Consider the following 23,144-nt stretch of genomic DNA (forward strand, 5'->3'; position numbering starts at 1 on the left):
CTCCTATTTCCAGCGGCGCTCGTAGGCGCCCAGGGTGGTCGTGCTGCCTTCCGAGACCTCGCCCAGGCCGGTCATCCAGGCGGGCTCGGTGTGGAAGCGTCCCGGGGCTCGTGCCAGGCGGTCCAGGGCCTGGCGCCAGATGCCGGCGACCTTCGAGACATAGGCCGGGCTGCGCTGGCGCCCCTCGATCTTCACCGCGGTGATACCGAGCTCCGCAAGCTCCGGCAGCAGCTCCAGGGTGTTGAGGCTGGTGGGCTCCTCGATGGCGTGATAGGTCTCGCCGCCCACCTCGAAGCGCCCCTTGCACAGGGTGGGGTAGCCGGCGTTCTCGCCCTCGCCGTAGCGGTCGATCAGCACGCCGTTCAGGCGCGACTCGAGGCCCTCCGGGGTCTCCTCCCAGCGCACATGGGCCGCCGGGGAGCAGACGCCACGGGTGTTGGGCGATTCGCCGGTCAGGTAGGAGGAGAGATAGCAGCGCCCCTCGGCCATGATGCACAGGCTGCCGAAGGCGAATACCTCGAGCTCCACCGGGCTCTGCTTCGCCAGGTCGCGTACCTGGGTCATGGAGAGCACCCGGGGCAGCACGGCGCGCTTGATGCCGAACTGGTCGTGGTAGAAGCGCAGCGCCTCATGGCTGGTGGCCGAGCCCTGCACCGAGAGGTGGCGGGCGAGATTCGGGTGGCGGCGGGCGGCATAGTCGAGCAGCCCCATGTCGGCCATGATCAGGGCGTCGACGCCGAGATCCGCGGCTTGGTCCACGGCACGGGTCCACATCGCCCAGCCGTCCGGCTGCGGATAGGTATTGATGGCGCAGAAGACCCGCTTGCCGCGGGCGTGGGCGTAGTCGATGCCCTCCCTGGCACGCTTGTCGGTGAAGTTGAGGCCGGCGAACTGGCGGGCGTTGGTGGTGTTCTGAAAGCCGAAATAGACGGCATCGGCCCCTTCATCCACGGCGCGCTTGAGGGCGGGCAGGTTGCCGGCGGGGCAGACGAGCTCCATGGTGAGCCTCCTGTGGTGGGAATTCCGACCATGCTAGTCGACTATCCCGCGCGGCCTTTTGACTCGGATCATAAGGAGGCGTAGTCGGGTCTGGCGTCGCAGAGCGGGCAGAAGTCGGCCTGCTCGCCGTGCCCCAGGCGCAGGCCGGTGTGATGGTCGGCAATCTGGCGGTAGAGCCGCTGGAAGCCGGTGCTGCCCTCTGCTGGGCTTGCCAGGGAGAGGTGGGGTACCAGGCTGTCGAGCTCAGCGGCAGGGATGCAGCGCTCGATCAGCGGATAGACGTGCCGCTCCTCGCTGTAGAGGTGGTGGCGGTAGAGCTCGCTGAAGGCGAGGGCGAGGTTGAGTCGGTTGAGATCGAGCTCGGCCTGAGGGGCATCGCTGGCCTGGCGATGGAAGGTCGTCTCGAGCTCCTTGCCGTTACGGGAGATCCGCCGGTGCTCCTCGGTAAGCACGGCAAGCAGCTCGGCGCTCTGCGCATCGCAGCCGGCCAGGCGCGCGAAGAGGGCATCCTCGACCGGATGGTGCCACTCCTCGGGCTGATGGGTCAGGTAGTGGCAGAGCCCGGCCAACAGGCGGTAGTCGGGGATCTCGTCGCAGGTGGCAATATGCAGCTGGCGGTCAAGGATGCACAGCAGTGCCGCATAGCGCCGATGGTCGGCATGCAGGCGTTCCAAAATGATGGCTTTCATGGTGGCCTCCCGGGTGCGTCGCCGATGCTGACGGCGACGCACCATCGCGTGTGCGGCCGGTCTAGCCGGCCCGTTCGAAGAGCAGGTTGTTCTCCAGGTGGATGTGCTGCATCAGGTCGTCGCGGAACTCCCGAAGACCGGTGTAGAGGGCGCGCCAGGTGGTACAGGCCCCCCGGGGTGGGGTGATGTCGTCGGTCAGCGCGGCCAGCTGTTCCAGGTGCTCGCCGTGGTCATCGTGCTCATGACGCATCACCGCGATAGGGCCCTGGGCCTGGGCGGCCATGCCTCGGCGCAGCATCGGGAAGAGGATCTGTTCCTCCTTCTGCATATGGCTCTCCATCTCCTGGTGGAGGGTGGTGAGCAGGTCGGCCAGGCCGTTGGGGCAGGTGTCTCGCTCGCCATGGACCTGTTCGACGCGACGGGCCATGCGCACAAGCTCGGGCAGCTGCTGGCGATGGACATCGTGGTAGCGGGTCAGGATATGCTCGACCAGCTCGTCATTGCTGGCCGACTGCCAGTCGCGTGCGTCGCTTTCGCCGGCGGGCAACGCCTCGAGCTCGCTCACCAGCGTCTCGGGTGCCAGGCCGATACGTTCGGCGGCCTCGCGCAGGCTGATGCGGCCGCCGCAGCAGAAGTCGATATTGTGGTCGCGAAACACCCGCGTGGCGCCGGGCAGGGTCAGGGCGGTGCGGCCGACGGTCTGTTCGATCAGGCTCATGGGAGAAGCTCCTGGGGCAGATGGGAAAGGGTAAAAGGGAAATAGAGCTGATTGGCATTTCTTATCAAGCAAACCTCGTGCCAGATTCCAGAGGCCGCTGCCATGGGGTTGTTGAAGTGGCAGTGGTGAAAAGTACCCGGGTCGATTAGGGTTGTTTAAACCCGTTGAGGTAATTATCACCATGCTTGACGACACCCTGCTGGCCGACCTGGTCGCCGACCTGCCCAGTGCGGTGCGCCTGCAGCGTCTGGTGCGCACCCTGCGCGAGAGCTTTCGATGCGGTGCCGTCTGCCTGCTGCGCCTGGAGGAGGGCTGCCTGGTGCCGCTGGCGCTGGACGGCCTGGTACGAGAGGCCCTGGGACGGCGCTTCGAGGTGGCCCAGCATCCCCGCCTGGCCACCATCCTTGCCAGTCGCGCTACCACCCTCTTTCCCCCCGATGCCAACCTTCCGGACCCCTATGATGGCCTGGTGGAGCAGCAGCCCGGCCAGCCCCTGCATGTCCACGACTGCATGGGCATCAGTCTGCATGTGGAGGGCGAGCCCTGGGGAGCACTGACCCTGGATGCACTGGAGGCGGGGACCTTCGATGCCGCCGACTGTGCCGCCCTGGAGCGCTATGCGCTGCTGATCGAGGCCGCGGTAAGGGTCAGTCGTCTGGAGCGCGATCTGCGCGCCCTGCGCATGGCTCAGCAGGAGAGTGGTCTGCCGCTTGCGGCGCCCGAGGCTCGGGATATCCTCGGTCATAGTGAAGTGCTTCAGCGGCTGCTGCGTGAACTCGATGTCGTGGCGGGAGCGGATCTGTCGGTACTGCTCAGCGGCGAAACCGGAGTCGGCAAGGAGCTCTTTGCCCGTCGCCTGCATCGCCGCTCGGCACGACACGCCGCACCGCTGGTGCAGGTGAACTGTGCGGCGCTGCCCGAGTCACTGGCCGAGAGTGAGCTGTTCGGCCATGTGAAGGGTGCCTTCTCCGGCGCCAGTGCCGAACGTGCCGGCCGCTTCGAGGCGGCCGACGGCGGTACCCTGTTTCTCGACGAAGTGGGCGAGCTGCCGCTGGCGGTACAGGCCAAGCTGCTGCGCGCGATTCAGGAAGGCGAAGTGCAGCGGCTGGGCGAGGATCTGCCGAGGCGTGTCGATGTGCGCATCATCGCCGCCACCAACCGTCAGCTGGCCGAGGCGGTGCGTGCCGGCAGCTTTCGTGCCGACCTCTATCACCGCCTGTCGGTCTATCCGGTGGCCATTCCGCCGCTGCGCGAGCGGGGCAGCGATGTGCTGGTGCTGGCCGGCCACTTTCTGGAGATCAACCGCACTCGGCTCGGGGTGCGCAGCCTGCGCCTCTCCCCGCAGGCGGAGGAGCTGCTGCTGGCCTATGCCTGGCCGGGTAATGTGCGTGAGCTGGAGCATGTGATCAGCCGCGCGTCGATCAAGGCCTTGAGCCACGGGGCACGACGCGACGAGATCATTACCCTGGAGCCGGCCTGGCTCGACCTGCCTATCCCCGAGGGGAGGGGCGATAGCGTGCCGCAAGGATCGGAGAGCCCGGCGCCGATCGTCGCATCGAGCCTGCGCGAACAGGTGGAGATGAGCCAGCGTCGAGCGATTCGTGAGGCCCTGGATGCCTGTGAGGGTCGCTGGGCGGCGGCGGCGCGCCGCCTGGAGCTGGATCCCAGCAACCTGCACAAGCTGGCCAGGCGGCTGGGGATGAAGTAGGTGTTAGCCGTCCGGCGGCGGGTGCCCCTTGCGTATGCGCAGGCTGTTGGCGAGCACGCACAGACTGCTGAGCGTCATCGCCACGGCGGCGATCACCGGGGCGATCCAGCCGGCGACGGCCAGCGGGATAGCCAGGGTGTTGTAACCGATCGCCCAGCCCAGGTTGCCGCGCATCAGGCGGCGCGCACGCCGGGCCAGGCGCAGGGTATCGGGAATGCGCGTCAGGCCATCCGGCAGCGTCACCGCGGCGGCCTGGCTGGCCGTCGTGGTGGCCGCCCCCACGGCGATACCCAGGCGAGCGCCGGCCAGCGCCAGCCCGTCGTTGACGCCGTCACCGATAAAGGCGACGCCCGAACGGCGCTCCAGAGCCGTGACGAAGTCTGACTTCTGCTCGGGTGAGTGGCCCGTCAGTACGCGCTCCGGCGGGATGCCCAGGGTCGCGGCAACTTCCCCGCAGGCCTGGGGAGTATCGCCACTAAGCAGGTAGATGGGGTAGCCGGCGGCCTGAAGGCGTCGCACCGTGGCCGGCGCCTCGGGGCGCAACGTCTCCCGGAACAGCAGACGCCCCAGGTAGCGGCCGTCCCGTGCCAGGTGGAGCACCATGCCGTCGTCTTCACAGGCGGGCACCGCGACGCCGTGCTCGCGCAGCCATTCGTGCCGTCCCGCCAGCGTCAGCGTTGCCCCTCGGTACCAGGCGACGCCAGCACCGGGATGGGTCTCGCGCCGGCCCTGGTCGGCGTCCGGCGATGAGAAGGCACTGGCCTCGAGTCCCTTGGCGATCGGATGGGCGACACCGTGCAGGGCATCGACCGCCAGCTGCCTCAGTGCCTCCGCCGATGTCGCCTCGGTCGGCTCGATCGACGCCAAGGAGGGTGTGCCGGTGGTCAGCGTTCCCGTCTTGTCGAAGACGACGACCTCGGTCGCCGCGGCGGCCTCCAGGGCGGCGGGGTCACGAAACAGGATGCCCAGCGTCACCAGGCGGGCGTGGCCCAGCACCACCACCAGCGGAATCGCCAGGCTAAGCGCACAGGGGCAGGCGATGATCAGCACCGACAGGCCGTTGACGACGAGTTGGTCGAGTGGCTGCCCCTGTGCAATACCCAGCCCTACGGCCAGGGTCGCGGCCGCGAATATCAGCGGCAGCAACCATCGGGCAAGGCGGTCGGCGAGCCGCTGCATGGCACTCTTGCGGCTGAGCAGGGCGCGAACCGAACGCGCGATGGCATCAAGCCGGCGCGCGCCGACCCCGGCGGTCACGCACAGCTCGAGCTCGCCGGTGACCAGGCGACAGCCCGCCTCCAGCCGATCGTTCTGGCCGACGGGACGCGGTGCGGTTTCGCCGCTGAGCGGCGAGAGATCCATCTCGCCGGTGCCGGCCACCACGCGACCGTCCAGCGCCAGCTCCTCGCCGGCCTGCAGACGCAGGCGCTGGCCGACCGTGACTTGGCCAGTCGCCATCGGCCGCCAGGCACCATCTTGCCAGATTCGCACCTCTTCCGGCGTCAAGTTCAGGTAACCACGGATGATCGCCGAGGCGCGCCGACGCACCCCGCTGTCGATCAGGCGTGCCAGCAGCTGGAAGGTGATCAGCATCACCGCGGCATCGAAGTAGACATCCGCAGAGCCGTGCAACAGGTGCCAGATCGAGACCAGACTGGCCGCCATCACCGCCGTGCCGATCAGGGTGTCGAGACCGGGCACGCCAGCCCGCAGGGTGCGCCAGCCGACGCGGTAAAAATGGCTGCCCGAATAGAGAATCACCGGCGTGGCCATCGCTCCCGCGGCAACGGCCAGGGGCCAGGTGACGCCAGGTTCCACCAGGCCCAGGGGAGCGAGATAGATCAGCAGCGACGGCATCATGCTCCACATGCCGAAGAAGACGGCGACCGCCAGTCGCCACTGAAGCGAGCGCCGCAGGGGGTCAACGTCGGCGTCCGCGCCTTCTGCCGCGTTGGGGTCGCGTAGCCGATAGCCGAGCCTGGCCACGACGCGTTGCAGTCGGGCGAAGGAGGTCGAGGAGGCCTCCCAGCGCAGCACGGCGGAGTCGGCGGTGAAGTTGACGACCGCCTCGATCACGCCGGGCTGGCGGCGGAGTCGCGCCTCTACCGCGGCGGCGCAGCCGGCGCAATGCATGCCCTCGACCGCCAGCACCCGCTCGACTTCGGTGGGCGGCGCTGCGTGAACCCCGCCGGCGGCGGTGTTCGGTACGGTGACGTTCACTCTGGCAGGGTGAAGCTATCGCCGAGTGCCTCCACGCTCCAGGCGTCGTGATGGCCGTAGCGCTCCCGGTGCTCCTTCACCAGCGCCGGTTCGATCGCCGCGGCGTCGTTGTCCCAGGCGCCGCGGACATAGCTCAGCACCGCGGCCAGCTCCTCGGCGGAGAGCTTGTCACCGAAGGCCGGCATGTTGCCCTGGTACTCCTCGCCGTCCACCGTGATCGGTCCACTCAGGCCATCGTTGACGATCGCTATCGGCAGGGTGGGGTCGTTCAGCAGCCAGCGGCTGCCGACCAGCGGGGGAAAGGTGCCGGCCACGCCCTGGCCGGTCGGTTGATGGCAGGCGGCACAGTGGGCGGTGAAGAGCTTCTCGCCGTTCACGCCACTGCCGGCCGGTTCCTGCACCACGGCGGTGCGGCTGTCGCCGCCCGTCAGCGGGGCACCGATGTTCCAGGCGTAGTAGCCGACGCCCCACAGCAGGAGCACGCCGATCCACAGCACTACCAGGCGTGGAACCGGACGCTGTCCCTCGCTGGGCTCGGGGTTTTCGCGCCGCTGGGCGCGCTGGGTATCGCGGGAACTCATTGGCCTTCTCCTTGCGCCTGCGCCGTCTCCGCCTGGGGCAGAGTCGAGGCGGGGTAGGTGCGGTCCAGGGCCAGCAGATAGGAGGTCAGCTCCAGCGCCTCGCGGGTCGCCACCACGGTGCCCGACTCGGGACCGTAGGGTCCGGGAATCTTGACCACGCGATCGCCCTCCGCGGGCGTATCGACCACGCGGAACAGGAAGCGATAGGCGGGCATGATGCTGCCTTCGACCACCGCGCGCGGGTTGTAGAGGTGCAGCAGGTGCCAGTCCACGCTGGGCTGGCGCGCCCCGATATTGAACAGGTCGGGCCCGGTACGCATGGTGCCCATCAGGTGGGGTTGGTCGAAGGCGTAGTCGCCGGGCACCGAGGGCCGTCCCCAACCGCGCTCGCCGTCGGCGCTGGAGAAGCCGGGGTCGCGGGGCTGCTGGCTGTGGCAGTAGACGCAGCCGTTGGCGATGTAGAGATCCCGGCCGCGCTGCTGAGCCGTGGTGTAGGGCTCGAGCTGTTCGGGGACGGCCTCGGAAGAGAGCTGCACATAGGGCATGGCCACCAGGGTGAGCATGGCCAGCAGCAGGATGAGTGCCGCCCCGACCATGATCGCTAAGGCACGCTTCATTGCTGGGCCTCCACGCTGCTGTGCTTGTGCTGGCGCTCACCGGCGCGGAACAGCGTCGGCTGGCGCCGGTCCTTGCCGCGACGGGTCAGCATGGCCACGAAGTGTATGGCGAATATCAGATGACCCAGGGCCATCATGGCGCCGCCCAGGGTGCGCGTCTCCAGGTAGGGCAGGGTGAGGCGCACGATCTCCATGAACGGCGTGTCGGCGTCGAGCAGCGCCAGGCCCTGTAGCCAGCCGCCGACGGAGAGCGCCACGACGTAGATCAGGATGCCGATCGAGACCAGCCAGAAGTGCAGGGTGATAAGCGGACGCCAGGGCCACTCCCAGTTCAGCAGGCGGGGCATGATGAAGTAGATGGCGCCGAACAGGATCATGCTGAGGAAGGCGTACATCCCCAGATGGGCGTGACCCACGGTGTAGTGGGTGAAGTGGGTGATGACATTGACGCTACGCAGCGCCTCCATGGAGCCCTGCAGCGACGACACGGTGTACATCAGCGCCCCGATCCAGACGAAGCGCAGGGTGGGCGAGCGCCGCAGCATGCCGAAGTGGCCCCACATGGTGCCGTGGTGGTTGATGGCGACGGTGATCACCGGTATCGACATCATCACGCTGTGCACGATGGAGAGCGTGACCAGCCAGGTCGGCACCGGCCCGCCCACCAGATGATGGATGCCCACCTGGCTGTAGAACAGCGCCAGCGACCAGAAGCCGATCAGCGACAGCTGATAGGAGATGATCGGCCGGCCCAGGATCTTGGGAATCATGTAGTAGGCGATGCCGACCCCGATGGGGGTCACCCAGAGCCCCAGCACGTTATGGGCGAACCACCAGTTGACGGTGGCACCGGAGGCGCCGGGGAAGAGGCCGGGCAGGTTGGCCAGCAGGAAGAGGATGGGAAACCATACCAGGGCGGCCAGCAGGTACCAGCTGGTGACATAGAGGTGCGAGACACGCCGATTGGCGGCCGTCAGCACCAGAGGAATGGCACACAGGCCGCCGCCGATCACGAACAGGATGTCGACCTGCCAGGGGAATTCCAGCCACTCCTCTCCGTCGGAAAGCCCCAGGTTGATCGCCACCAGACCCAGAATCATGCCGAGGTTCCAGAGGCCGGCCCCCGACAAGGCGTATCTGCCGCCCACCAGTGCCGTCTTGAACAGACGTGGAATCAAAAAGATCGCGACCCCCACGCCGGCCATGGACGCCCAGCCGTAGGCAACGGCATTGAGATGCATGGGGCGAACCCGACCGAAGGTGAGCCATTCGCTGTCGGCCAGCAGCTCGGGCCAATGGAACTTCCCGGAGGTCAGCAGGCCGTAGGCGGAGCCTACCAGGAGCCAGAAGACCGCCGAGCCCAGCCAGGCGAGTGCCGCCTGGCGGGATGACTGGTCGGCAACCTCACGAGTCTGGAGCTCCTCGTGGCTGATGTCGGCATCGGCCTGTTCTGACCCTGCGTCGCGGGCGGGGTCCTCGCCGTGCCCCTCCTCGCCCTCGAGGAAGATGGTGCGGGCGGCGAGGCGGCCGTGACCGAACTGATTGGTGGCGATGGACCAGATCAGCAGGAGCAGGCCCACTGCCGACACCACAAACGTGATGATAAGCAGGATAGCAATGGTGGGGGTCATGGAGTGCCTTCGATACTGTCCGGCCCTGCCGCCGCCTTGCATGGGCCGGGCAGGGCTGGTTTTTGTCAGGGGGAGGCGGTGCGGTGCGTCACACCCTCAATCTAGAGCGATCATATATTGATGTATAATGAATAGTTTTCCGATTTTATATCAAAAATATTGATCCAGGAGGGCGTATGGATATCGAGCTTGCCAGGACATTTCTGGGAATCCTGCGCTACGGCAGCTTCAGTGAGGCGGCCGAGTCGCTGCATGTCACGCAGACCACGGTCACCATGCGGATGCGCAAGCTGGAAGAGCGTCTCGGTTGCCGGTTGCTGGAGCGCAATCGCGGTGGAGTGGCGATGACTGCCGATGGCGAGCGCTTTGCCGAGCATGCCGCACGACTGGTGCAGGTATGGGAGGCCGCGCAGCGCGAATTGCCCCTGCCCCAGGGCATTCGGCGAGTGCTCTCACTGGGAGGCGAAACCAGCCTGTGGGACCCGCTGCTGACAGGCTGGCTGAATGCCCTTCGGGAGTCACAGCCTCAACTGGCGGTACGCATCGAGGTGGGTGCCCGCCGCGAGCTTCAGGAGAAGCTCACCCAGGGCATGCTGGATGCGGCTCTGGTGCATCAGGTGGACTACTGGCCCAGCATGCAGGTCGAGCTTCTTCAGGAAGAGAGACTGGTGATGGTGCGCAAGCCGGGAGCCGATGCTACCAGCCCCTATCTTTACGTGGATTGGGGAGAGCTTTTTCGCCGTGAGCATGATGCGGCGCTGCCTCAGTTTGCCAGCCCGGTGATCGAGGTGAACCTGGGCCCGCTGGCCCTGCACTACCTGCTCAGCCATTCAGGGGCGGGCTACTTCCGGCTGGGCGTCGTTCAACCCTACCTCGACCAGGGAGTCCTGGAGCGAGTCCCTGGCATGCCGGAGTTCTCCTATCCCGTCTATCTACTCCATCCGCGCGAGCGCAGGCCGGCGGGACTCGATGACGCTCTCACGCTTCTGTATCGACAAGTGGGCAGGGTGGAATGACGGGCGACCGATGCAGGATGTCGCCAGTCGCCATCGTGATGGCGAAGTATCCCGGAAAGAGCCCGGCCGCGGCGCGGTCGAGCAGCATGGCATTGCGTCTGAGCAGGGCCGGCATCAGCTCCCCGGCTCCGGGTCCAGCGCCTGGTGCAGGTCGGCAAGCAGGTCCTCGACATCCTCCAGGCCGACAGAGAGGCGCAGCATGCCGTCGCTGATGCCGCGTCGTGTGCGCTCCTCGGTCGAGAGATCCGCATGGGAGGTGGTGCAGGGCTGGGTCACCAGGCTCTCGGCACCCCCGAGGCTCGGGGCCAGGGCAAAGAGTGTCAGCCGGTCGGCCACGGCGGTGGCCGCATCGCGCCCGCCTGCTATCTCCAGGGTGACCATGCCGCCGAAGCCACGCATCTGTCGCCTTGCCAGCGAATGCCCGGGGTGTGAGGGCAGGCCGGGATAGAGCACCCGGTCGATGGCGGGATGATCCAGCAGTGCCTCGGCGATGGCCTGGGCGGAAGCCTCATGGCGCTGCATGCGCAGCGGCAGGGTACGCAGGCTTCTCGACAGCAGCGAGGCTATCTGGGGGGAAAGGGCGCTGCCCAGGTTCTGACGCCATCGCCACATCGGCTCGAGCAGTCTGACCGGCCCCATGACGGCACCGGCGGTCAGGTCGCTGTGCCCGCCCAGGTACTTGGTGGCGCTGTGCACCACGATATCGGCGCCCAGCGCCAGCGACTGCTGGTTGATGGGGGTAGCGAAGGTGGCATCCACCGCCACCAGGGCGCCGTGGCGGTGGGCCTGCTCGGCCACCGCCGCGATATCGATCAGTTGCAGCGTCGGATTGGTCGGTGTTTCCAGGTAGACCAGCCCCGTACCCGACGCCAGCAGACGTTCCAGCGTATCGGGGTCATGCCCTTCCGGCATGAAGTGCGTCTCGATGCCCAGTTCGGGAAGCTGCTGCTCGAGCAGGCCCAGGGTGCCGCCATACACCTCGCCCAGGCAGACGATGCCGCGCCGACCATGACTCAGGAACAGGGTGCTGATGGCGGCCATGCCGGATGAGAAGGCCCATGCCGCCTCGGCTCCCTCCAGCGCGGCCAGTGTCTCCTCCAGGGCAAAGAGAGTGGGGTTGAGGCCATAGCGGGAGTAGAGAGGGCCGCGGCGGCGGCCTTCGGTCACCTCCAGCAGCGCGGCGGTGTCCGGATAGGCGAAGGTGGTGGTGTCGTAGATCGGCATGTGCGGGCTGCCGAAGGCATCACGCTGCCGTTGGCCATGGATGGCCCGGGTGGCGGGCCCGAGGTGGGACGAGCGAGTCTGTGGCATCCTGATTCTCCGACGAGTCTTTCCTGAATCTAGCCCTGTTTTCCCATGCTATCCATTTGCTTTCAATAAGTTAGGTTTGTTTTGAAAGGCAGGATCCATGGGATTCAGGGACTTTCCCGGATAAATTGACCGTGGTCAGAGGTGTGACAACGAGGCCTGGCAGAGCGACAGGCGATCGCTTAAGTTAGTAATCGGTTACTATCTTTGGAGGCTCCAACATGCCTCAACGTCAGCACCTCCCCGCCGACGAGCGACGGGAGCGCACCGTGGAAGCGGTGATCGAGCTATGCGGCCATGAGGAGCCCGCCACCCTGACGACCGGGTGCATCGCTCGGCACATGGGCGTGACCCAGGGGGCCCTGTTTCGCCACTTTCCCAACAAGGAGGCGATCTGGGAGGCCGCCGTGGCCTGGATCGCCGAGCGAGTCATGGCACGGGTCGCCGCCGCTGCCGAGGGCATCGAGGACCCCCTGGCGGCCCTCGAGGCAATGTTTCTGGCTCATGTGGCCTTTATCGGTGAGCACCCCGGGGTTCCGCGACTGCTGATGAGTCAGTTGCAGTACCCGCGGCCTACCGCTGCCAGCCGCCTGGTGCGTGGCCTGATGGAACGCTATCGCTCCCGCCTGCTGCACCTGCTCGAGCAGGCCGGGCGGCAGGGTCAGCTGCGCCCCGAGCTCGATCTGGACGCCGCGGCTGGCCAGTTTATCGGCTGCGTCCAGGGGCTGGTGTTGCAGTCGCTGATCGCCGATGACGTGGCCGGTATCGTCGATCGAGCACCGGCGGCCTTCGATCTCTATCGACACGGCATTCTCGCCGAGGCGGGAGGTGGTGCATGAGGTCCTGGGTACGGCGATTGGGAAGGGGGTTGACGGTGCTGATCGGCGTCGCCGTGGGAGTGGCGCTGCTGATGTTCTTCGTGGTCAATCGCCAGGCTCCCGAGCGCCAGGAAACGGCGGTATCCGCCACCCCGGTCAGGACCATCGAGGTCCGGCCCCTGGAGTTTCGCCTGGAGGCACGTGGCCACGGCGTGGCGCGCCCCGCCGAGATTTGGCAGGCGATTGCCAACGTGGCGGGGCGCGTGGTGGAGCGACACCCTGGGCTTGCGAGCGGTACCCTGCTGCCCGAGGGCACGCTGCTGGTGGCGCTGGATCCCAGTCGCTATGAGCTGGCCATCGCCGAGGCGGAGGCGGAGCTTTCACGCCTGGACGGCGAGCTGTCGCAGATCGAGGCCGAGGAGGAGAACACCGGGCGCCTGCTGGCGCTGGAGCAGCAGGCGCTTGCCCTGGCCGAGCAGGAGCTGTCGCGCATCGAGCGACTCGCAGCCAGCGGCTCGGTCTCCACCTCGCGGCGTGACGAGCAGCGGCGCAGCACCGTGGGGCAGCGTCGGGCGGTGGCCTCACTGGAGAACACGCTGGCACTGATGCCCGCGCGGCGCGAGGTGCTCCAGGCCCAGCGTGAGCAGGCCGAGGTGCGCCTGGCCCAGGCCCGGGAGGACCTGTCGGATACCCGCTTCGAGGCGCCCTATGATCTGCGCCTGAGCGACGTCGAGGTGGAGCTGCACCAGTTCGTGGGCAGCGGGCAGCGACTGTTCCAGGCCGAGAGCCTGGCCGCCGCCGAGGTGGAGGCGCATATTCCCATCGGCATGATGCGTCGCCTGCTGGGCGCGGTACTGCCCGATGAACCCTTCGGCCAGGGGTTGGATCTGGGCGAACGACTGGATTTCTCAGCGGTCGATGCCGAGCTGTTGCTGGTCGGTGCCGAGGGCATTGGCTGGTCGGGCGAGCTGGTACGAGTGGCCAGCGGGCTGGACCCCGCCACTCGAACGGTGCGTGCCGTGGTGCGGGTCGATCACCCCTACCGAGGTGCCCGGCCGCCGGATCGCCCACCGCTGCAGCGTGATATGTACGTACGTACGCGGCTTACCGCGTCGAGCCCCGAACCTCGGCTGGCGATACCGGCCGGTGCGGTGCATCAGGGCGAGGTGTGGCTGGTGGATGCCGATCAACGCCTCGAGCGGCGGGCGGTGAGCGTGGCCTTCGAGCAGGGGGACCTGGCGGTGATCTCGGCCGGCCTGGCCCCCGGCGAGAGGGTGGTGGTCGATGACCTCTCCACGGCGATCGCCGAGATGGCCGTTGCCGGGCAGCGTGACCGGAACCTGGAGGCGCGGATTGCCGACCAGGCGCTGGGCGAAGAGCAGGAGGAGGCGCAGCCATGATCCGCTGGTTTGCCGCTCACCCCACCGCCGCCAATCTGCTGCTGGTGCTGCTGCTCGCCGCCGGGCTCTTTACGGCCCCAACGCTCAAGCGCGAGACATTCCCCGATTATCGCCCGGTGGAGGTGAGCGTCGAGGTGGTCTACCGCGGAGCCAGCGCAGCCGATGTGGAGGATGCCGTGTGTCGGCGCCTGCATGAGGCGGTCAAGGGGGTGGAGTACCTCGACGAGTTCGTCTGCGTGGCCCAGGACAACCTGGCCAGTGCCACCGCCACCATGCAGGCCGGTGGCGATTCACTGCGTTTTCTCGGCGAGATCGATACCGAAGTCGGGGCCATCAGCGAGTTTCCGGTCCGGGCCGACCCGCCGGTGGTGCGCGAGCTGCACCGCAGCGACCTGGTGGCGGCAGTCGCGGTCTCTTCCGATATGCCAACCTCCCGGCTCGAGGAGTACGCCCTGCGGCTGGAGGAGCGCATCATGGCCCTGCCCGGTGTGGCCAAGGTGGCGATTCACGGGATGTCCCAGCGCCAGTGGCAGGTGGAGGTGCCCGGTGAGGTGCTGGGTCAGCACGGACTCTCGGCCCGCGACCTGGCGCGCCGGGTCTCCGCCCAGAGCCAGGATCTGCCGCTGGGCACCCTGGAGACCCCCGGGCGCGATATCCTGCTGCGCTTTACCGACCAGCGCCGCTCGCTTGCCGAGCTTGCGCGCCTGGTGGTGGTCTCCGACCCGGCCGGCGGTGAGCTGACGCTGGGCGATATCGCCACCCTTACCGAAGCCGGTGAGCGCGATGAGGAGAAGATTGTCTTCAACGGCGAGCCGTCGCTGGTGCTGGAGGTAAGCAAGAGCCTGCGCGATGACGCCCTGACGGTAAAGGAGGAGCTCGAGGCGCTGGTCGAAGCGGAGCGTCGCCGCTTCGAGGGTGGCGTAACGCTGACCCTGACCCAGGACATGACCGGCATCGTCCGCGACCGTCTGCAGATGCTGGTGGCCAACGGCCTGATGGGGCTTGCGCTGGTGGTGCTGGTGATGAGCCTGTTCTTTCGGCCACGCCTGGCACTGTGGGCGGTGCTGGGGTTGCCCGCCGCCTTCATGGGCGCCTTCCTGGTGATGGGACTGACCGGGCTCACCCTGAACATGATCACCCTGGTGGGACTGCTGATGGCGATCGGTATCGTCATGGACGACGCCATCGTTATCACCGACAGCATCGCCGCCCACGTGGGGGAGAGTGCCTCGCCGCTGGCAGCGGTGGTCTCGGGGACTCGCCAGGTGCTGCCCGGGGTGCTGTCGTCGTTTCTGACCACCGCCTCGGTCTTCGTTCCGCTCTCCTTCCTGGCCGGCGAGATGGGCGCGGTGCTCGAGGTGCTGCCGGTGGTGTTGATCGCCGCCCTGGCGGCGAGCCTGGTCGAGGCGTTCTGGATTCTGCCTCATCACCTCAAGGGGAGCGTAACGCATCTGCAGCAGGGCCATGATTCTCGCTTTCGCCGCGCCTTCGATCGCGGCTTCGAGCGCTTTCGCGAGGGAGTGGGAAGGCTGGCCGACCGGGCGATCCGTTTCCGCCATGGGGTGCTCGGCGCGATGTTTGCCGTGATTCTGGGGTCGGTCGGCTTCATGGCCGGTGGTCATCTTGGCAGCGAGGCGATGCCCGATATCGACGGCGACGTGCTGGAGGCGCGTATCCTGATGCCCCAGGGCACGCCGCTCGAGCGCACCGAGGCGGTGGCCGAGCGGGTGGCAGCGGCCATGAAGGAGCTCGATGCCCGCTATTCGCCCGAGCAGCCGGAAGGCGCGGCGCTGGTCGAGGCGATGCAGGTGCGCTTCAATCATAACCTCAGCGCGCGTGAGGCAGGCCCCCATGTGGCGACGGTGAGCGTCGATCTGCTCACCGCCGAGACACGCTCGGTGACGCTGGACACCCTGACAGCGGAGTGGCGCAAGGCGATCGGCGAGATTGCGGGGTTGCAGCGCCTGATCATCCAGGAGCCGGGCTTCGGCCCCGCCGGGGTGCCGATAGAGGTGCGCCTGACCGGCGAGGATCTCGATGCCATGAAGGCGGCGGCGCTGGAGCTGGCCGCGCATCTCGAGGGCTACTCGGCGGTCTACAACGTCATGGATGATCAGCGTCTGGGCAAGCCCCAGCGCGCCTACTCCATGGCGCCCGGGGCTCACGGGCTCGGGTTGACCGCCGAGGAGGTGGCCAGCCAGCTGCGCACGGCCCTGCTCGGCGAGATCGCCGATACCCAGCGTATCGGCGAACAGGAGATAGAGGTGCTGGTGCGCCAGGCCAAGGCCGACCGCGATGGCCTCGATGACCTGGCCGACCAGACCCTGCTGCTGCCCGGCGGCAGCCGGGTGCCCCTCTCGGTGGTCACCGACGTGGCCGAGCGTCGCGAGTGGGCACGCATCACCCGTATCGATGGTCGTCGCACGGTCACCGTGGAGGCCAATGTCGATGCCCGCCGGGCCAGCGCCCAGGCGATCGTCGATGACCTGGTGGATAGTGGCTGGCTGGCCGACTTCGAGGCGCGCCACCCCGAGGTAGCCGTCACCTTCGAGGGGCAAGTGGCCAGCTCCGCGGAGACCGGCGGCTCCATCGCGCGTGGCCTGCTGATCGGCCTGGTGGGAATCTTCGTGATCCTCTCCTTTCAGTTTCGCAGCTATATGGAGCCGCTGATCGTCATGCTCTCCATTCCACTGGCCTTTATCGGAGCCCTCTGGGGGCATGTGCTGATGGGCTACTACCTCTCCATGCCCTCGCTGATCGGTGCCGCCTCGCTGGCCGGAATCGTGGTCAACAATGCCATCCTGCTGATCCACTTTATCAAGACGCACCGTGAGCGCGGCCTGGACGCGGTGGCGGCCGCCGGCCAGGCCAGCCGCGATCGGCTGCGTGCCATCCTGATCTCCTCCACGACCACCATCGCCGGACTGGCGCCGCTGCTGGCCGAGACCAGCACCCAGGCGGATGCCATCAAGCCGCTGGTGATCGCCGTGGTGTTCGGTCTGCTCAGCGCGACCCTGCTGGTGCTGCTGGTGATCCCGGCACTCTATGTGCTGCTCGATGACTGGGGCTGGACCCGCGGAGGGGCGAGACAGGGGGGAGCCAGGAGGTAAGCGAAACAGAGTGACCCGCCCGGGCAACCGCCTTGACGGTCGCGCATCCTCGACTAGCTTTAAAGGTGTATTTGCATAGCACCTTTGCCTGGCAAACGCGCCAGCACCGGTGGACAAACAGGAGACCAACATGCTTCTTTTCCATCACGCACGACGCTCAGGAATCCATTCCGCCGCTGGCCTGTTGCTGGCGACACTGCTGGTGGTGGGCGGCACTGCCGCCGCGGACAGTCACGAGACGATGTCGGGCGGCGACACCTGGCTGCCGAGCCTGATCACCGAGACGCCTCAGGAGGGCTTTGCCCTGGCGATAACGCTCTCCCAGAAAGGGGTGGCGACTACCCAGCCGGATGCCGAGGTGCGCAAGGCCGAGCGACCGGAGTATGCCGAGGAGGCGGATAGCCTGATCGCGGTCTCCCACGTCATCGCCACCCACTTCCAGACCGTTGCCGCGGCCAACGATTACTGGCGGGAGTAAATACGTCCCGCCAGGGGAGAGCGACCATGCTTAGTGTGCGTCTCTATCGCTATCACCCGGAGCAGGATGCGCTGCCGAGAATGGAAACTCGCGAGGTGGATGAGCGCTTCCGCAAGACCATGGTGCTCGACGTGCTCGAGGAGCTGAAGCAGCAGGACGCTACCCTGACCTATCGGCGCTCCTGTCGGGAGGGGGTGTGCGGCTCCGATGGCATGAACATCAACGGCAAGAATGGCCTGGCCTGCATCACGTCGGTGGAGGAGGTGCTGGGCAGGGGGGATACCCTGATCCTGCGTCCGCTTCCCGGAATGCCGGTGATTCGTGACCTGGTCGTCGACCAGACACTGTTCTTCCGCCAGTTCGAGAAGATCCGCCCCTGGCTGATCAACGATACGCCGCCGACCGCCCGGGAGCGCCTGCAGAGCCCCGAAGAGCGCGAGAAGCTAGATGGCCTCTATGAATGCATCCTGTGTGCCTGCTGCAGTTCGGCCTGTCCCTCCTGGTGGTGGAATCCGGACAAGTATATCGGCCCGGCTGGCCTGATTCAGGCCTATCGCTTCCTGATCGACAGCCGTGATACCGCCACCGAGGAGCGCCTGGCCGAACTCGACGATCCCTTCAGCGTGTTTCGCTGCCGACAGATCGCCAATTGCACCTGGGTGTGTCCCAAGGGACTCAATCCGATGCGCGCCATCGGTCATATCAAGGCGATGCTGATGACCCGTGGCAGTTGATGGCTGGCCTGCTACCACACAGTGCTTGAACAGCGTGCCTGCGACGACACCCCGGCCAGAACGGGGCGTCGCTGTTATGTGTATACAGGTGTGAGCGGCTTCAGGCGGCGCCGAGGGGCTGCGAGGGGCCGAAGTGCTCGTAATGGCGGCGCTCATCGGGCACTCCCAGCTCGGCCAGCGCCCTGTCCACGGCGGTCATGAAGCCCTGGGGGCCGACGAAGTAGCAGCGGCCGCCTTTCGGCAGGTAGCTTGCCAGCAGGTCACGATCGATTCGCCCGCTATGGTCGGCGGCACTGCCCGACTCGTGGATGCTGATGGCGTGTAGTCGCTCGGGGTGCTCCGCGGCCAGGGCTGCGACCTCGTCACGGAAGGCGTGGTGCTCGGCGTCCAGGGCGGCGTGCAGATAAACCACCTGGCGACCCTTGGCCAGTGCCTGGTGCGCCATGGGCAGCAGTGGAGTCTGGCCGACCCCGCCGCTGGCCAGAAGAAGAGGCTCGTCACCCTCGGCCAGGGTCAGGTCACCGGCCGGTGGCAGCAGCGCCAGGGTATCACCCACCCCCATGACGTCATGCAGATGGCGGCTGGCTCGGCCCTTTGGCTCGCGCTTGACCGAGATCCGGTAGCTCTGGCCGTTGGGCAGGGCCGACAGGCTGTAGTGTCGATAGACCGGCTCACCGTCGAGGGTCAGGCGTACGCCGATGTACTGGCCTGGCACATGGTCGGCGACGGGGCCAGCGTCCACCGGCTCGAGCACGAAGGAGCGGATCACCGCACTCTCCTGGCGAACGGCGGCGATGCGGAACTCACGAGGCCCGCGCCAGCCGCCGGGGCACTGCTCGAATTCGCGATAGCGGTACTCCTCCAGCTCGATAAGCAGGCCGGCCAGCTCCTCGTAGACGCCCTGCCAGGCGGCCGCGACCTCCGGCGTCACGGCGTCGCCCAGCACCTCGCCGATGGCGGCCATCAGGCATTCGCCGACCAGGGGGTAGTGCTCGGGTCGGATATCCAGGGAGACGTGCTTGCCGACGACGGTGGCCAGGGTCGCGCGTACCTTTTCACGATCATGGCGCAGCTGCACATAGGCGAGCACGGCGGCGGCCAGGGCCCGTGGCTGGCCGCCATCGGCCTGATGAGCCTGGTTGAACAGCGGCTTCACTTGTGGGTAGCGCTGGAACAGCAGCGGGTAGAAGCGTTGGGTGATGGCGTCGAGGTGTTCGGCGACCACCGGGGCGGTGGCGGCGATCAGGTGTTCCTGCTCCTGGGTCAGCATCGAGGGGGCTCCGTCGTGGGGGATGTTTTTAAGATGCGTGCAAAATACATCTTTCTTCCCCTCGACACCACCCCGCGACATTGCGCCGCAGCAAGGCTCCTGGCTCAAACGCTCCTGGCTCAGTAGGCCCAGACGATGGCCATCAGCAGGCCCCAGGCCAGTACACCGGCGGCCATGATGGTGTAGGTGGCCGACATGGTGTTGATATCGTTATCGCGGCGCTCGCACAGTGCCTGAAGCCCGTGATAGACGAGGCTGCAGGAGATGCCCAGGGCCACCAGCACCGCCAGGGCATTGAGCAGCAGGCTGGGAATCAGCAGCACGATCGCCGATGACCACAGCGGCAGTGGTGCAAGGGCCGCCAGCAGGTAGGCATCGTGATAGTCGATCGAGAGTTCGCGGGTGCCATTGACGACGGCGTGGATGAGCCAGCCCATCACGAAGAAGGTCAGCAGCTCGGCCAGAAACAGGATGGTGGTGATAAAGCGCCACTCCCTGTCGGCAAAGCCCATGACGAAGTCATCCCCATAGTGGGTACCGGCGTAGTAGAGCAACACCGGTGGCAGCAGCGACATGGGCAGCACCAGGCACCAGCCCAGGGCAGGAATCGACGGCTTGCGACCCTGCAGCGTCTTCCAGCCTGCCTGGCGGGTAAAGGGCAGTCGAATCACGGTCAGCGGGTTCATTGCGGTATCCTCGGCGGTGGAAAAATATCATTATATGATATTATTGATTAACACTTAGGCAGCAACCCTGTTGCTGTCAAGCGGCTGAGACATTGACCATGCCCATGCTGGATGCCCCTTATGAGCGATGACGCCCTGACCAAGCAGGACTTTCAGCGTCTTTCTCACTTTCGCTACCAGCTGCGCTGCTTTCTGCGCCAGAGCGAGGATATCTGCCGCGAGCACGGCCTGACGCCGCTGCAATACCAGCTGCTGCTTCATCTGTTGGGGTTCGAGAGGCGGGAGTGGGCGTCCATCGGCGAGCTGGCAGAGCGGCTCCAGGCCAAGCACCACGGTACGGTGGCGCTGGTCGACCGTTGCGAGCAGCTGGGCCTGGTGGAGCGCCGCGCGAGTCGTGGCGACCGCCGGCGTATCGAGGTGCACCTGCTGGACCGTGGCGCCGAACTGGCTCGGCGAATTGCCGAGCTGCATCAGCCGGAACTGCGTCACCTGCATGAGGAGTTCCACCTTCCCGGCTGGCCCGAGCTGCCCTGAGTGGCGAAGGGGCCGGCTGACCTGAATCAATGCGCATCGGGCCGTCTTCTGGTCTCCTTGCTGCGTTTCTCACCCGATTCGAGGAGATGACATGAGCGATACACGCCAGCAGGACTGGGACCCGCGCGCCGAGGATGTCCTCAACGACCAGATTGCCGCCTATGACAAGATGCGCGGCCGCTGCCCGGTGGCCTTCAGTGACTACCTGCAGTGGTCCTTGTTTCGCCATGCAGACGTGAGGCGCGTTCTCGAGGATCACGAGACCTTCAGCAATGCGGCCAGCCGTCACCTCTCGGTGCCCAATGCCATGGATCCGCCCGAACACACGCACTTCCGGCGCATCATCGAGCCCTACTTCGGGCCCGAGGCCATGGCCGAGTTTGCCCCGCAGTGCCGTGCCATCGCCGAGGAGGTGGTGGCCCGGCTTCCCGCCGACGGAGAGGTGGAGGCGATGGCCGAGATGGGGCAGGACTTCGCCCTGGAGATCCAGTGTGCCTTCATGGGCTGGCCGACCACGCTTCACGAGCCGCTGCGGACCTGGGTGAAGCGTCAGCAGGCCGCTACCCTGGCCCAGGATCGCGAGGCGTTGGGGGAGCTGGCGCTGGAGTTCGACGGCGTGATCCGCGAGCAGCTGGCCAGTCGACGCGCGGCCGGCGATGATGCCCCGGATGACGTCACCACTCGCATCATGAACGAGACCGTCGAAGGCCGTGCGCTGACCGACGAGGAGATCGTCAGCATCCTGCGCAACTGGACGGTGGGAGAGCTCGGCACCATCTCGGCGAGCATCGGTATCCTGATGCGCTACCTGGCCGCCGACCCCGAGCTGCAGGGGCGGTTGCGTGCCGATCGGAGACTGCTACCGGCGGCCATCGACGAGATCCTGCGCCTCGACGCGCCGCTGATGTCCAATCGCCGCATCGCCACCCGTGCGGTGGAGATCGGCGGCCGCCGCCTCGAGGCCGGCGAACGCCTGACGATCCTGTGGGGCTCGGCCAATCGCGACGAGACGGTATTCGAGGCTCCCGACGAGGTCCGCCTTGATCGTGACCCCGCAGACAATCTGCTCTACGGGGCGGGAATCCATGTTTGTCCCGGAGCGCCGCTGGCGCGCATGGAACTCGAGGACTTCATGGACGCCTTGCTCGACGCCACGGTCGATATCGCCCCGCTGCCGGGTCGCCCTGCGATGCGTGCCCTCTATCCTGCCGGCGGCTACTCCAAGGTGCCCCTGCACGTGCGTCGCTGAGGGTCATTTTGCCCATGCCATAATGAGGGAAGGCGCCGACCAGGCGCCTTCCCTCTTTCACTTACCATCAGGGGCTGCCCCCGGCCGAGCCATCGGGTCAGTGTTTATGCTCTTTGCCAGCATCGGCACCACTGCCGGGAACAGTCCCTTCTCGCTACTCTCTTCAGAGCCCAATACGGTGCGCCCGGTCGGTAAAGAAGATACCGCTGGGCGACTCGCTGTCGAGCCTGGCGACCTCCTCCAGTGTATGGGTGTCGTAGACCACCACCCGGTCGCTGTCGCGGGCCGAGACCCAGGCGTGCTCCCCCTTGGGGGTGAACTCCATATGCAGCACCGCTTCGCCGGGCGCCAGGGTGGCGACTACCTCGCGGCTCTCGGTGTCGATGACCTGTACCACGTCGTTGTCGGGATGGGCGAAGTTGACCCAGACCTGGCGCTCGTCGGGGCGACGCATCACGAAGATCGGCTGACCGTGGACCGGAATACGATCGACCAGTGTCCAGTCGTCGCCGTCGGCGACCAGTACCTCGTGGCGGCCCACCGCCGGCAGCCACGCCTCGTCGCCGGCCAGGGTCCAGCCCTCCAGGTGGGGCATCTTGTAGACCGGCAGGCGCTCCTCGCCGCGGCCGTAGTCGGGCAGGATGCGGCGAACACCCTGCTCCGGGTGCCACAGATCGAGCAGCGCCAGGCCATCCTCGCCGAATAGCCCGGCGATGTAGTAGCGGCCACTGGGGCCGATCAGGGCGTCGTAGGGCTGCTTGCCGATATCGGTGAAGCGCGTCACCTCGGGGGTGTCGCCATGCATGTCGACCAGATGAATCTCCCCGGCCTCGAACAGGCTATAGACGAAGCGATTGCCGGGGGCATCCACCAGGCCCACCACCTTGGAGCGCTGCTGTTCACCGCTGTCATCGACCCAGGTCGCCGGGATATCGGCGACCTCCTTCAGGCTCTCGCTATCGAAGATCTTCACGCCACCCGGCTCGTAGTTGGCGACCGCCACCAGTGAGCCATCCTGGGAGACGGCGCCGCCGATGCTGTTGCCGGACTGGATCACCCGGTGGGTGATCTCGCCGGTCAGCAGATCGACGCGACTCAGCCCACCGTCACGCCCGAACACGAAGGCATGGCGGGCATCGCGGGAGAACTTCACCGAGGCGTGGGAGAGATCCCCGAGCCCCTCCACGCGCTCGAGGATGCGTCGCTCGCTGGTGTCGACCACCGCCAGGCTGCCTGTCGCGCGCTCCACGACCACACCGAGATCACCGGTGCCGCGTAGCTCGGCGGTGGGCGTGGTCTGACAGCCGGCCAGCAGGGCAAGCAGTGAGAGGGCGGCGAGGGGCTTGCGAAGTGATGGGGGCATCGTGGGCATGAAGGG

Annotated in this window: 20 protein-coding genes; 9 read left to right on the forward strand and 11 right to left on the reverse strand. The window is 66.8% G+C overall.

The genetic code is table 11. The features are described 5' to 3' along the window. Positions 1–3: 3 nt before the first annotated feature. The 3 genes from ubiU to ytfE form a co-directional block, all read right to left on the reverse strand. Entirely contained in the window at positions 4–999 is a 996-nt protein-coding gene (ubiU, locus tag GRB80_RS05850) for a ubiquinone anaerobic biosynthesis protein UbiU (protein ID WP_161422865.1), read from the reverse strand. A gap of 68 nt (positions 1,000–1,067) precedes the next feature. Further along, on the reverse strand, positions 1,068–1,688 hold the full coding sequence (locus GRB80_RS05855) for a hemerythrin domain-containing protein (protein WP_161422866.1): 621 nt from the start codon (positions 1,686–1,688) through the stop codon (positions 1,068–1,070). A gap of 61 nt (positions 1,689–1,749) precedes the next feature. Continuing rightward, positions 1,750–2,406: an iron-sulfur cluster repair protein YtfE gene (gene ytfE, locus GRB80_RS05860; protein WP_161422867.1), complete on the reverse strand. Its 657-nt coding sequence runs from the start codon at positions 2,404–2,406 to the stop codon at positions 1,750–1,752. Positions 2,407–2,587: 181 nt separating this feature from the next. On the opposite strand from ytfE, the gene norR reads away from it, so the two are divergent. After that, entirely contained in the window at positions 2,588–4,114 is a 1,527-nt protein-coding gene (gene norR, locus GRB80_RS05865; protein ID WP_161422868.1) for a nitric oxide reductase transcriptional regulator NorR, read from the forward strand. Positions 4,115–4,117: 3 nt separating this feature from the next. Here the strand turns inward: norR and GRB80_RS05870 are convergent, their stop codons facing one another. The 4 genes from GRB80_RS05870 to GRB80_RS05885 are packed head-to-tail and all read right to left on the reverse strand — an operon-like array spanning position 4,118 to position 9,163. Next, entirely contained in the window at positions 4,118–6,334 is a 2,217-nt protein-coding gene (locus GRB80_RS05870; RefSeq protein WP_309663575.1) for a heavy metal translocating P-type ATPase, read from the reverse strand. Next, positions 6,331–6,915, reverse strand: a complete 585-nt coding sequence (locus tag GRB80_RS05875; protein ID WP_161422869.1) for a c-type cytochrome — start codon at positions 6,913–6,915, stop codon at positions 6,331–6,333. Before GRB80_RS05875 ends, GRB80_RS05870 begins: the two co-directional genes overlap by 4 nt. Beyond that, a complete protein-coding gene (locus GRB80_RS05880; protein WP_161422870.1) occupies positions 6,912–7,532 on the reverse strand; it encodes a cbb3-type cytochrome c oxidase subunit II in 621 nt (206 codons plus the stop codon). The genes GRB80_RS05875 and GRB80_RS05880 overlap by 4 nt, the downstream gene beginning before the upstream one ends. Then, on the reverse strand, positions 7,529–9,163 hold the full coding sequence (locus tag GRB80_RS05885) for a cbb3-type cytochrome c oxidase subunit I (protein ID WP_161422871.1): 1,635 nt from the start codon (positions 9,161–9,163) through the stop codon (positions 7,529–7,531). Before GRB80_RS05885 ends, GRB80_RS05880 begins: the two co-directional genes overlap by 4 nt. 176 nt (positions 9,164–9,339) lie before the next feature. On the opposite strand from GRB80_RS05885, the gene GRB80_RS05890 reads away from it, so the two are divergent. Continuing rightward, complete coding sequence (locus GRB80_RS05890) at positions 9,340–10,179, forward strand: LysR family transcriptional regulator (protein ID WP_161422872.1); 840 nt, start codon at positions 9,340–9,342, stop codon at positions 10,177–10,179. Between the two features lie 114 nt (positions 10,180–10,293). On the opposite strand, the gene GRB80_RS05895 is transcribed toward GRB80_RS05890, so the two are convergent. Beyond that, positions 10,294–11,490 carry a trans-sulfuration enzyme family protein gene (locus GRB80_RS05895; protein ID WP_161422873.1) on the reverse strand — a complete coding sequence of 399 codons (1,197 nt, stop codon included), beginning with the start codon at positions 11,488–11,490 and terminating at the stop codon, positions 10,294–10,296. 218 nt (positions 11,491–11,708) lie between these two features. Here GRB80_RS05895 and GRB80_RS05900 point away from each other — a divergent pair, with 218 nt between their 5' ends. The 5 genes from GRB80_RS05900 (at position 11,709) to GRB80_RS05920 (ending at position 18,027) form a co-directional block, all read left to right on the forward strand. After that, positions 11,709–12,326, forward strand: a complete 618-nt coding sequence (locus tag GRB80_RS05900) for a TetR/AcrR family transcriptional regulator (RefSeq protein ID WP_161422874.1) — start codon at positions 11,709–11,711, stop codon at positions 12,324–12,326. Then, positions 12,323–13,705: an efflux RND transporter periplasmic adaptor subunit gene (locus tag GRB80_RS05905; RefSeq protein WP_161422875.1), complete on the forward strand. Its 1,383-nt coding sequence runs from the start codon at positions 12,323–12,325 to the stop codon at positions 13,703–13,705. Before GRB80_RS05900 ends, GRB80_RS05905 begins: the two co-directional genes overlap by 4 nt. After that, on the forward strand, positions 13,702–16,815 hold the full coding sequence (locus GRB80_RS05910; protein ID WP_161422876.1) for an efflux RND transporter permease subunit: 3,114 nt from the start codon (positions 13,702–13,704) through the stop codon (positions 16,813–16,815). The genes GRB80_RS05905 and GRB80_RS05910 overlap by 4 nt, the downstream gene beginning before the upstream one ends. Positions 16,816–16,945: 130 nt before the next feature. Beyond that, a complete protein-coding gene (locus GRB80_RS05915; protein WP_202597169.1) occupies positions 16,946–17,293 on the forward strand; it encodes a hexameric tyrosine-coordinated heme protein in 348 nt (115 codons plus the stop codon). A gap of 26 nt (positions 17,294–17,319) precedes the next feature. After that, entirely contained in the window at positions 17,320–18,027 is a 708-nt protein-coding gene (locus GRB80_RS05920) for a succinate dehydrogenase iron-sulfur subunit (protein WP_132041751.1), read from the forward strand. Positions 18,028–18,127: 100 nt separating this feature from the next. On the opposite strand, the gene hmpA is transcribed toward GRB80_RS05920, so the two are convergent. After that, a complete protein-coding gene (hmpA, locus tag GRB80_RS05925; protein ID WP_132041750.1) occupies positions 18,128–19,297 on the reverse strand; it encodes an NO-inducible flavohemoprotein in 1,170 nt (389 codons plus the stop codon). A 119-nt stretch (positions 19,298–19,416) separates the two neighbouring features. Then, the gene (locus GRB80_RS05930) at positions 19,417–19,983 is read right to left on the reverse strand and encodes a YIP1 family protein (protein WP_161422877.1); all 567 of its coding nucleotides are present in this window, start codon (positions 19,981–19,983) and stop codon (positions 19,417–19,419) included. Between the two features lie 120 nt (positions 19,984–20,103). Between GRB80_RS05930 and GRB80_RS05935 the strand changes: the two genes are divergently transcribed. After that, on the forward strand, positions 20,104–20,517 hold the full coding sequence (locus GRB80_RS05935) for a MarR family winged helix-turn-helix transcriptional regulator (RefSeq protein WP_132041748.1): 414 nt from the start codon (positions 20,104–20,106) through the stop codon (positions 20,515–20,517). Between the two features lie 91 nt (positions 20,518–20,608). Beyond that, positions 20,609–21,766 (forward strand): cytochrome P450, encoded by a 1,158-nt coding sequence (locus GRB80_RS05940; protein ID WP_161422878.1) that lies wholly within the window; start codon positions 20,609–20,611, stop codon positions 21,764–21,766. A 163-nt stretch (positions 21,767–21,929) separates the two neighbouring features. Here the strand turns inward: GRB80_RS05940 and GRB80_RS05945 are convergent, their stop codons facing one another. Then, positions 21,930–23,138: a cytochrome D1 domain-containing protein gene (locus tag GRB80_RS05945; RefSeq protein ID WP_272922879.1), complete on the reverse strand. Its 1,209-nt coding sequence runs from the start codon at positions 23,136–23,138 to the stop codon at positions 21,930–21,932. Positions 23,139–23,144: the final 6 nt, after the last annotated feature.

Source organism: Halomonas icarae, assembly GCF_009901955.1.
Classification (GTDB): domain Bacteria; phylum Pseudomonadota; class Gammaproteobacteria; order Pseudomonadales; family Halomonadaceae; genus Halomonas; species Halomonas icarae.

What these genes read in the sequence shown, in the direction of transcription:
- ubiU (WP_161422865.1), bottom strand. Translation starts at nt 999, where the DNA reads ATGGAGCTCGTCTGCCCCGCCGGCAACCTGCCCGCCCTCAAGCGCGCC.
- GRB80_RS05945 (WP_272922879.1), bottom strand. Translation starts at nt 23,138, where the DNA reads ATGCCCACGATGCCCCCATCACTTCGCAAGCCCCTCGCCGCCCTCTCA.
- GRB80_RS05920 (WP_132041751.1), top strand. Translation starts at nt 17,320, where the DNA reads ATGCTTAGTGTGCGTCTCTATCGCTATCACCCGGAGCAGGATGCGCTG.
- GRB80_RS05900 (WP_161422874.1), top strand. Translation starts at nt 11,709, where the DNA reads ATGCCTCAACGTCAGCACCTCCCCGCCGACGAGCGACGGGAGCGCACC.
- norR (WP_161422868.1), top strand. Translation starts at nt 2,588, where the DNA reads ATGCTTGACGACACCCTGCTGGCCGACCTGGTCGCCGACCTGCCCAGT.
- GRB80_RS05935 (WP_132041748.1), top strand. Translation starts at nt 20,104, where the DNA reads ATGAGCGATGACGCCCTGACCAAGCAGGACTTTCAGCGTCTTTCTCAC.
- ytfE (WP_161422867.1), bottom strand. Translation starts at nt 2,406, where the DNA reads ATGAGCCTGATCGAACAGACCGTCGGCCGCACCGCCCTGACCCTGCCC.
- GRB80_RS05885 (WP_161422871.1), bottom strand. Translation starts at nt 9,163, where the DNA reads ATGACCCCCACCATTGCTATCCTGCTTATCATCACGTTTGTGGTGTCG.
- GRB80_RS05875 (WP_161422869.1), bottom strand. Translation starts at nt 6,915, where the DNA reads ATGAGTTCCCGCGATACCCAGCGCGCCCAGCGGCGCGAAAACCCCGAG.
- GRB80_RS05910 (WP_161422876.1), top strand. Translation starts at nt 13,702, where the DNA reads ATGATCCGCTGGTTTGCCGCTCACCCCACCGCCGCCAATCTGCTGCTG.
- GRB80_RS05905 (WP_161422875.1), top strand. Translation starts at nt 12,323, where the DNA reads ATGAGGTCCTGGGTACGGCGATTGGGAAGGGGGTTGACGGTGCTGATC.
- hmpA (WP_132041750.1), bottom strand. Translation starts at nt 19,297, where the DNA reads ATGCTGACCCAGGAGCAGGAACACCTGATCGCCGCCACCGCCCCGGTG.
- GRB80_RS05855 (WP_161422866.1), bottom strand. Translation starts at nt 1,688, where the DNA reads ATGAAAGCCATCATTTTGGAACGCCTGCATGCCGACCATCGGCGCTAT.
- GRB80_RS05940 (WP_161422878.1), top strand. Translation starts at nt 20,609, where the DNA reads ATGAGCGATACACGCCAGCAGGACTGGGACCCGCGCGCCGAGGATGTC.
- GRB80_RS05930 (WP_161422877.1), bottom strand. Translation starts at nt 19,983, where the DNA reads ATGAACCCGCTGACCGTGATTCGACTGCCCTTTACCCGCCAGGCAGGC.
- GRB80_RS05880 (WP_161422870.1), bottom strand. Translation starts at nt 7,532, where the DNA reads ATGAAGCGTGCCTTAGCGATCATGGTCGGGGCGGCACTCATCCTGCTG.
- GRB80_RS05895 (WP_161422873.1), bottom strand. Translation starts at nt 11,490, where the DNA reads ATGCCACAGACTCGCTCGTCCCACCTCGGGCCCGCCACCCGGGCCATC.
- GRB80_RS05915 (WP_202597169.1), top strand. Translation starts at nt 16,946, where the DNA reads ATGCTTCTTTTCCATCACGCACGACGCTCAGGAATCCATTCCGCCGCT.
- GRB80_RS05890 (WP_161422872.1), top strand. Translation starts at nt 9,340, where the DNA reads ATGGATATCGAGCTTGCCAGGACATTTCTGGGAATCCTGCGCTACGGC.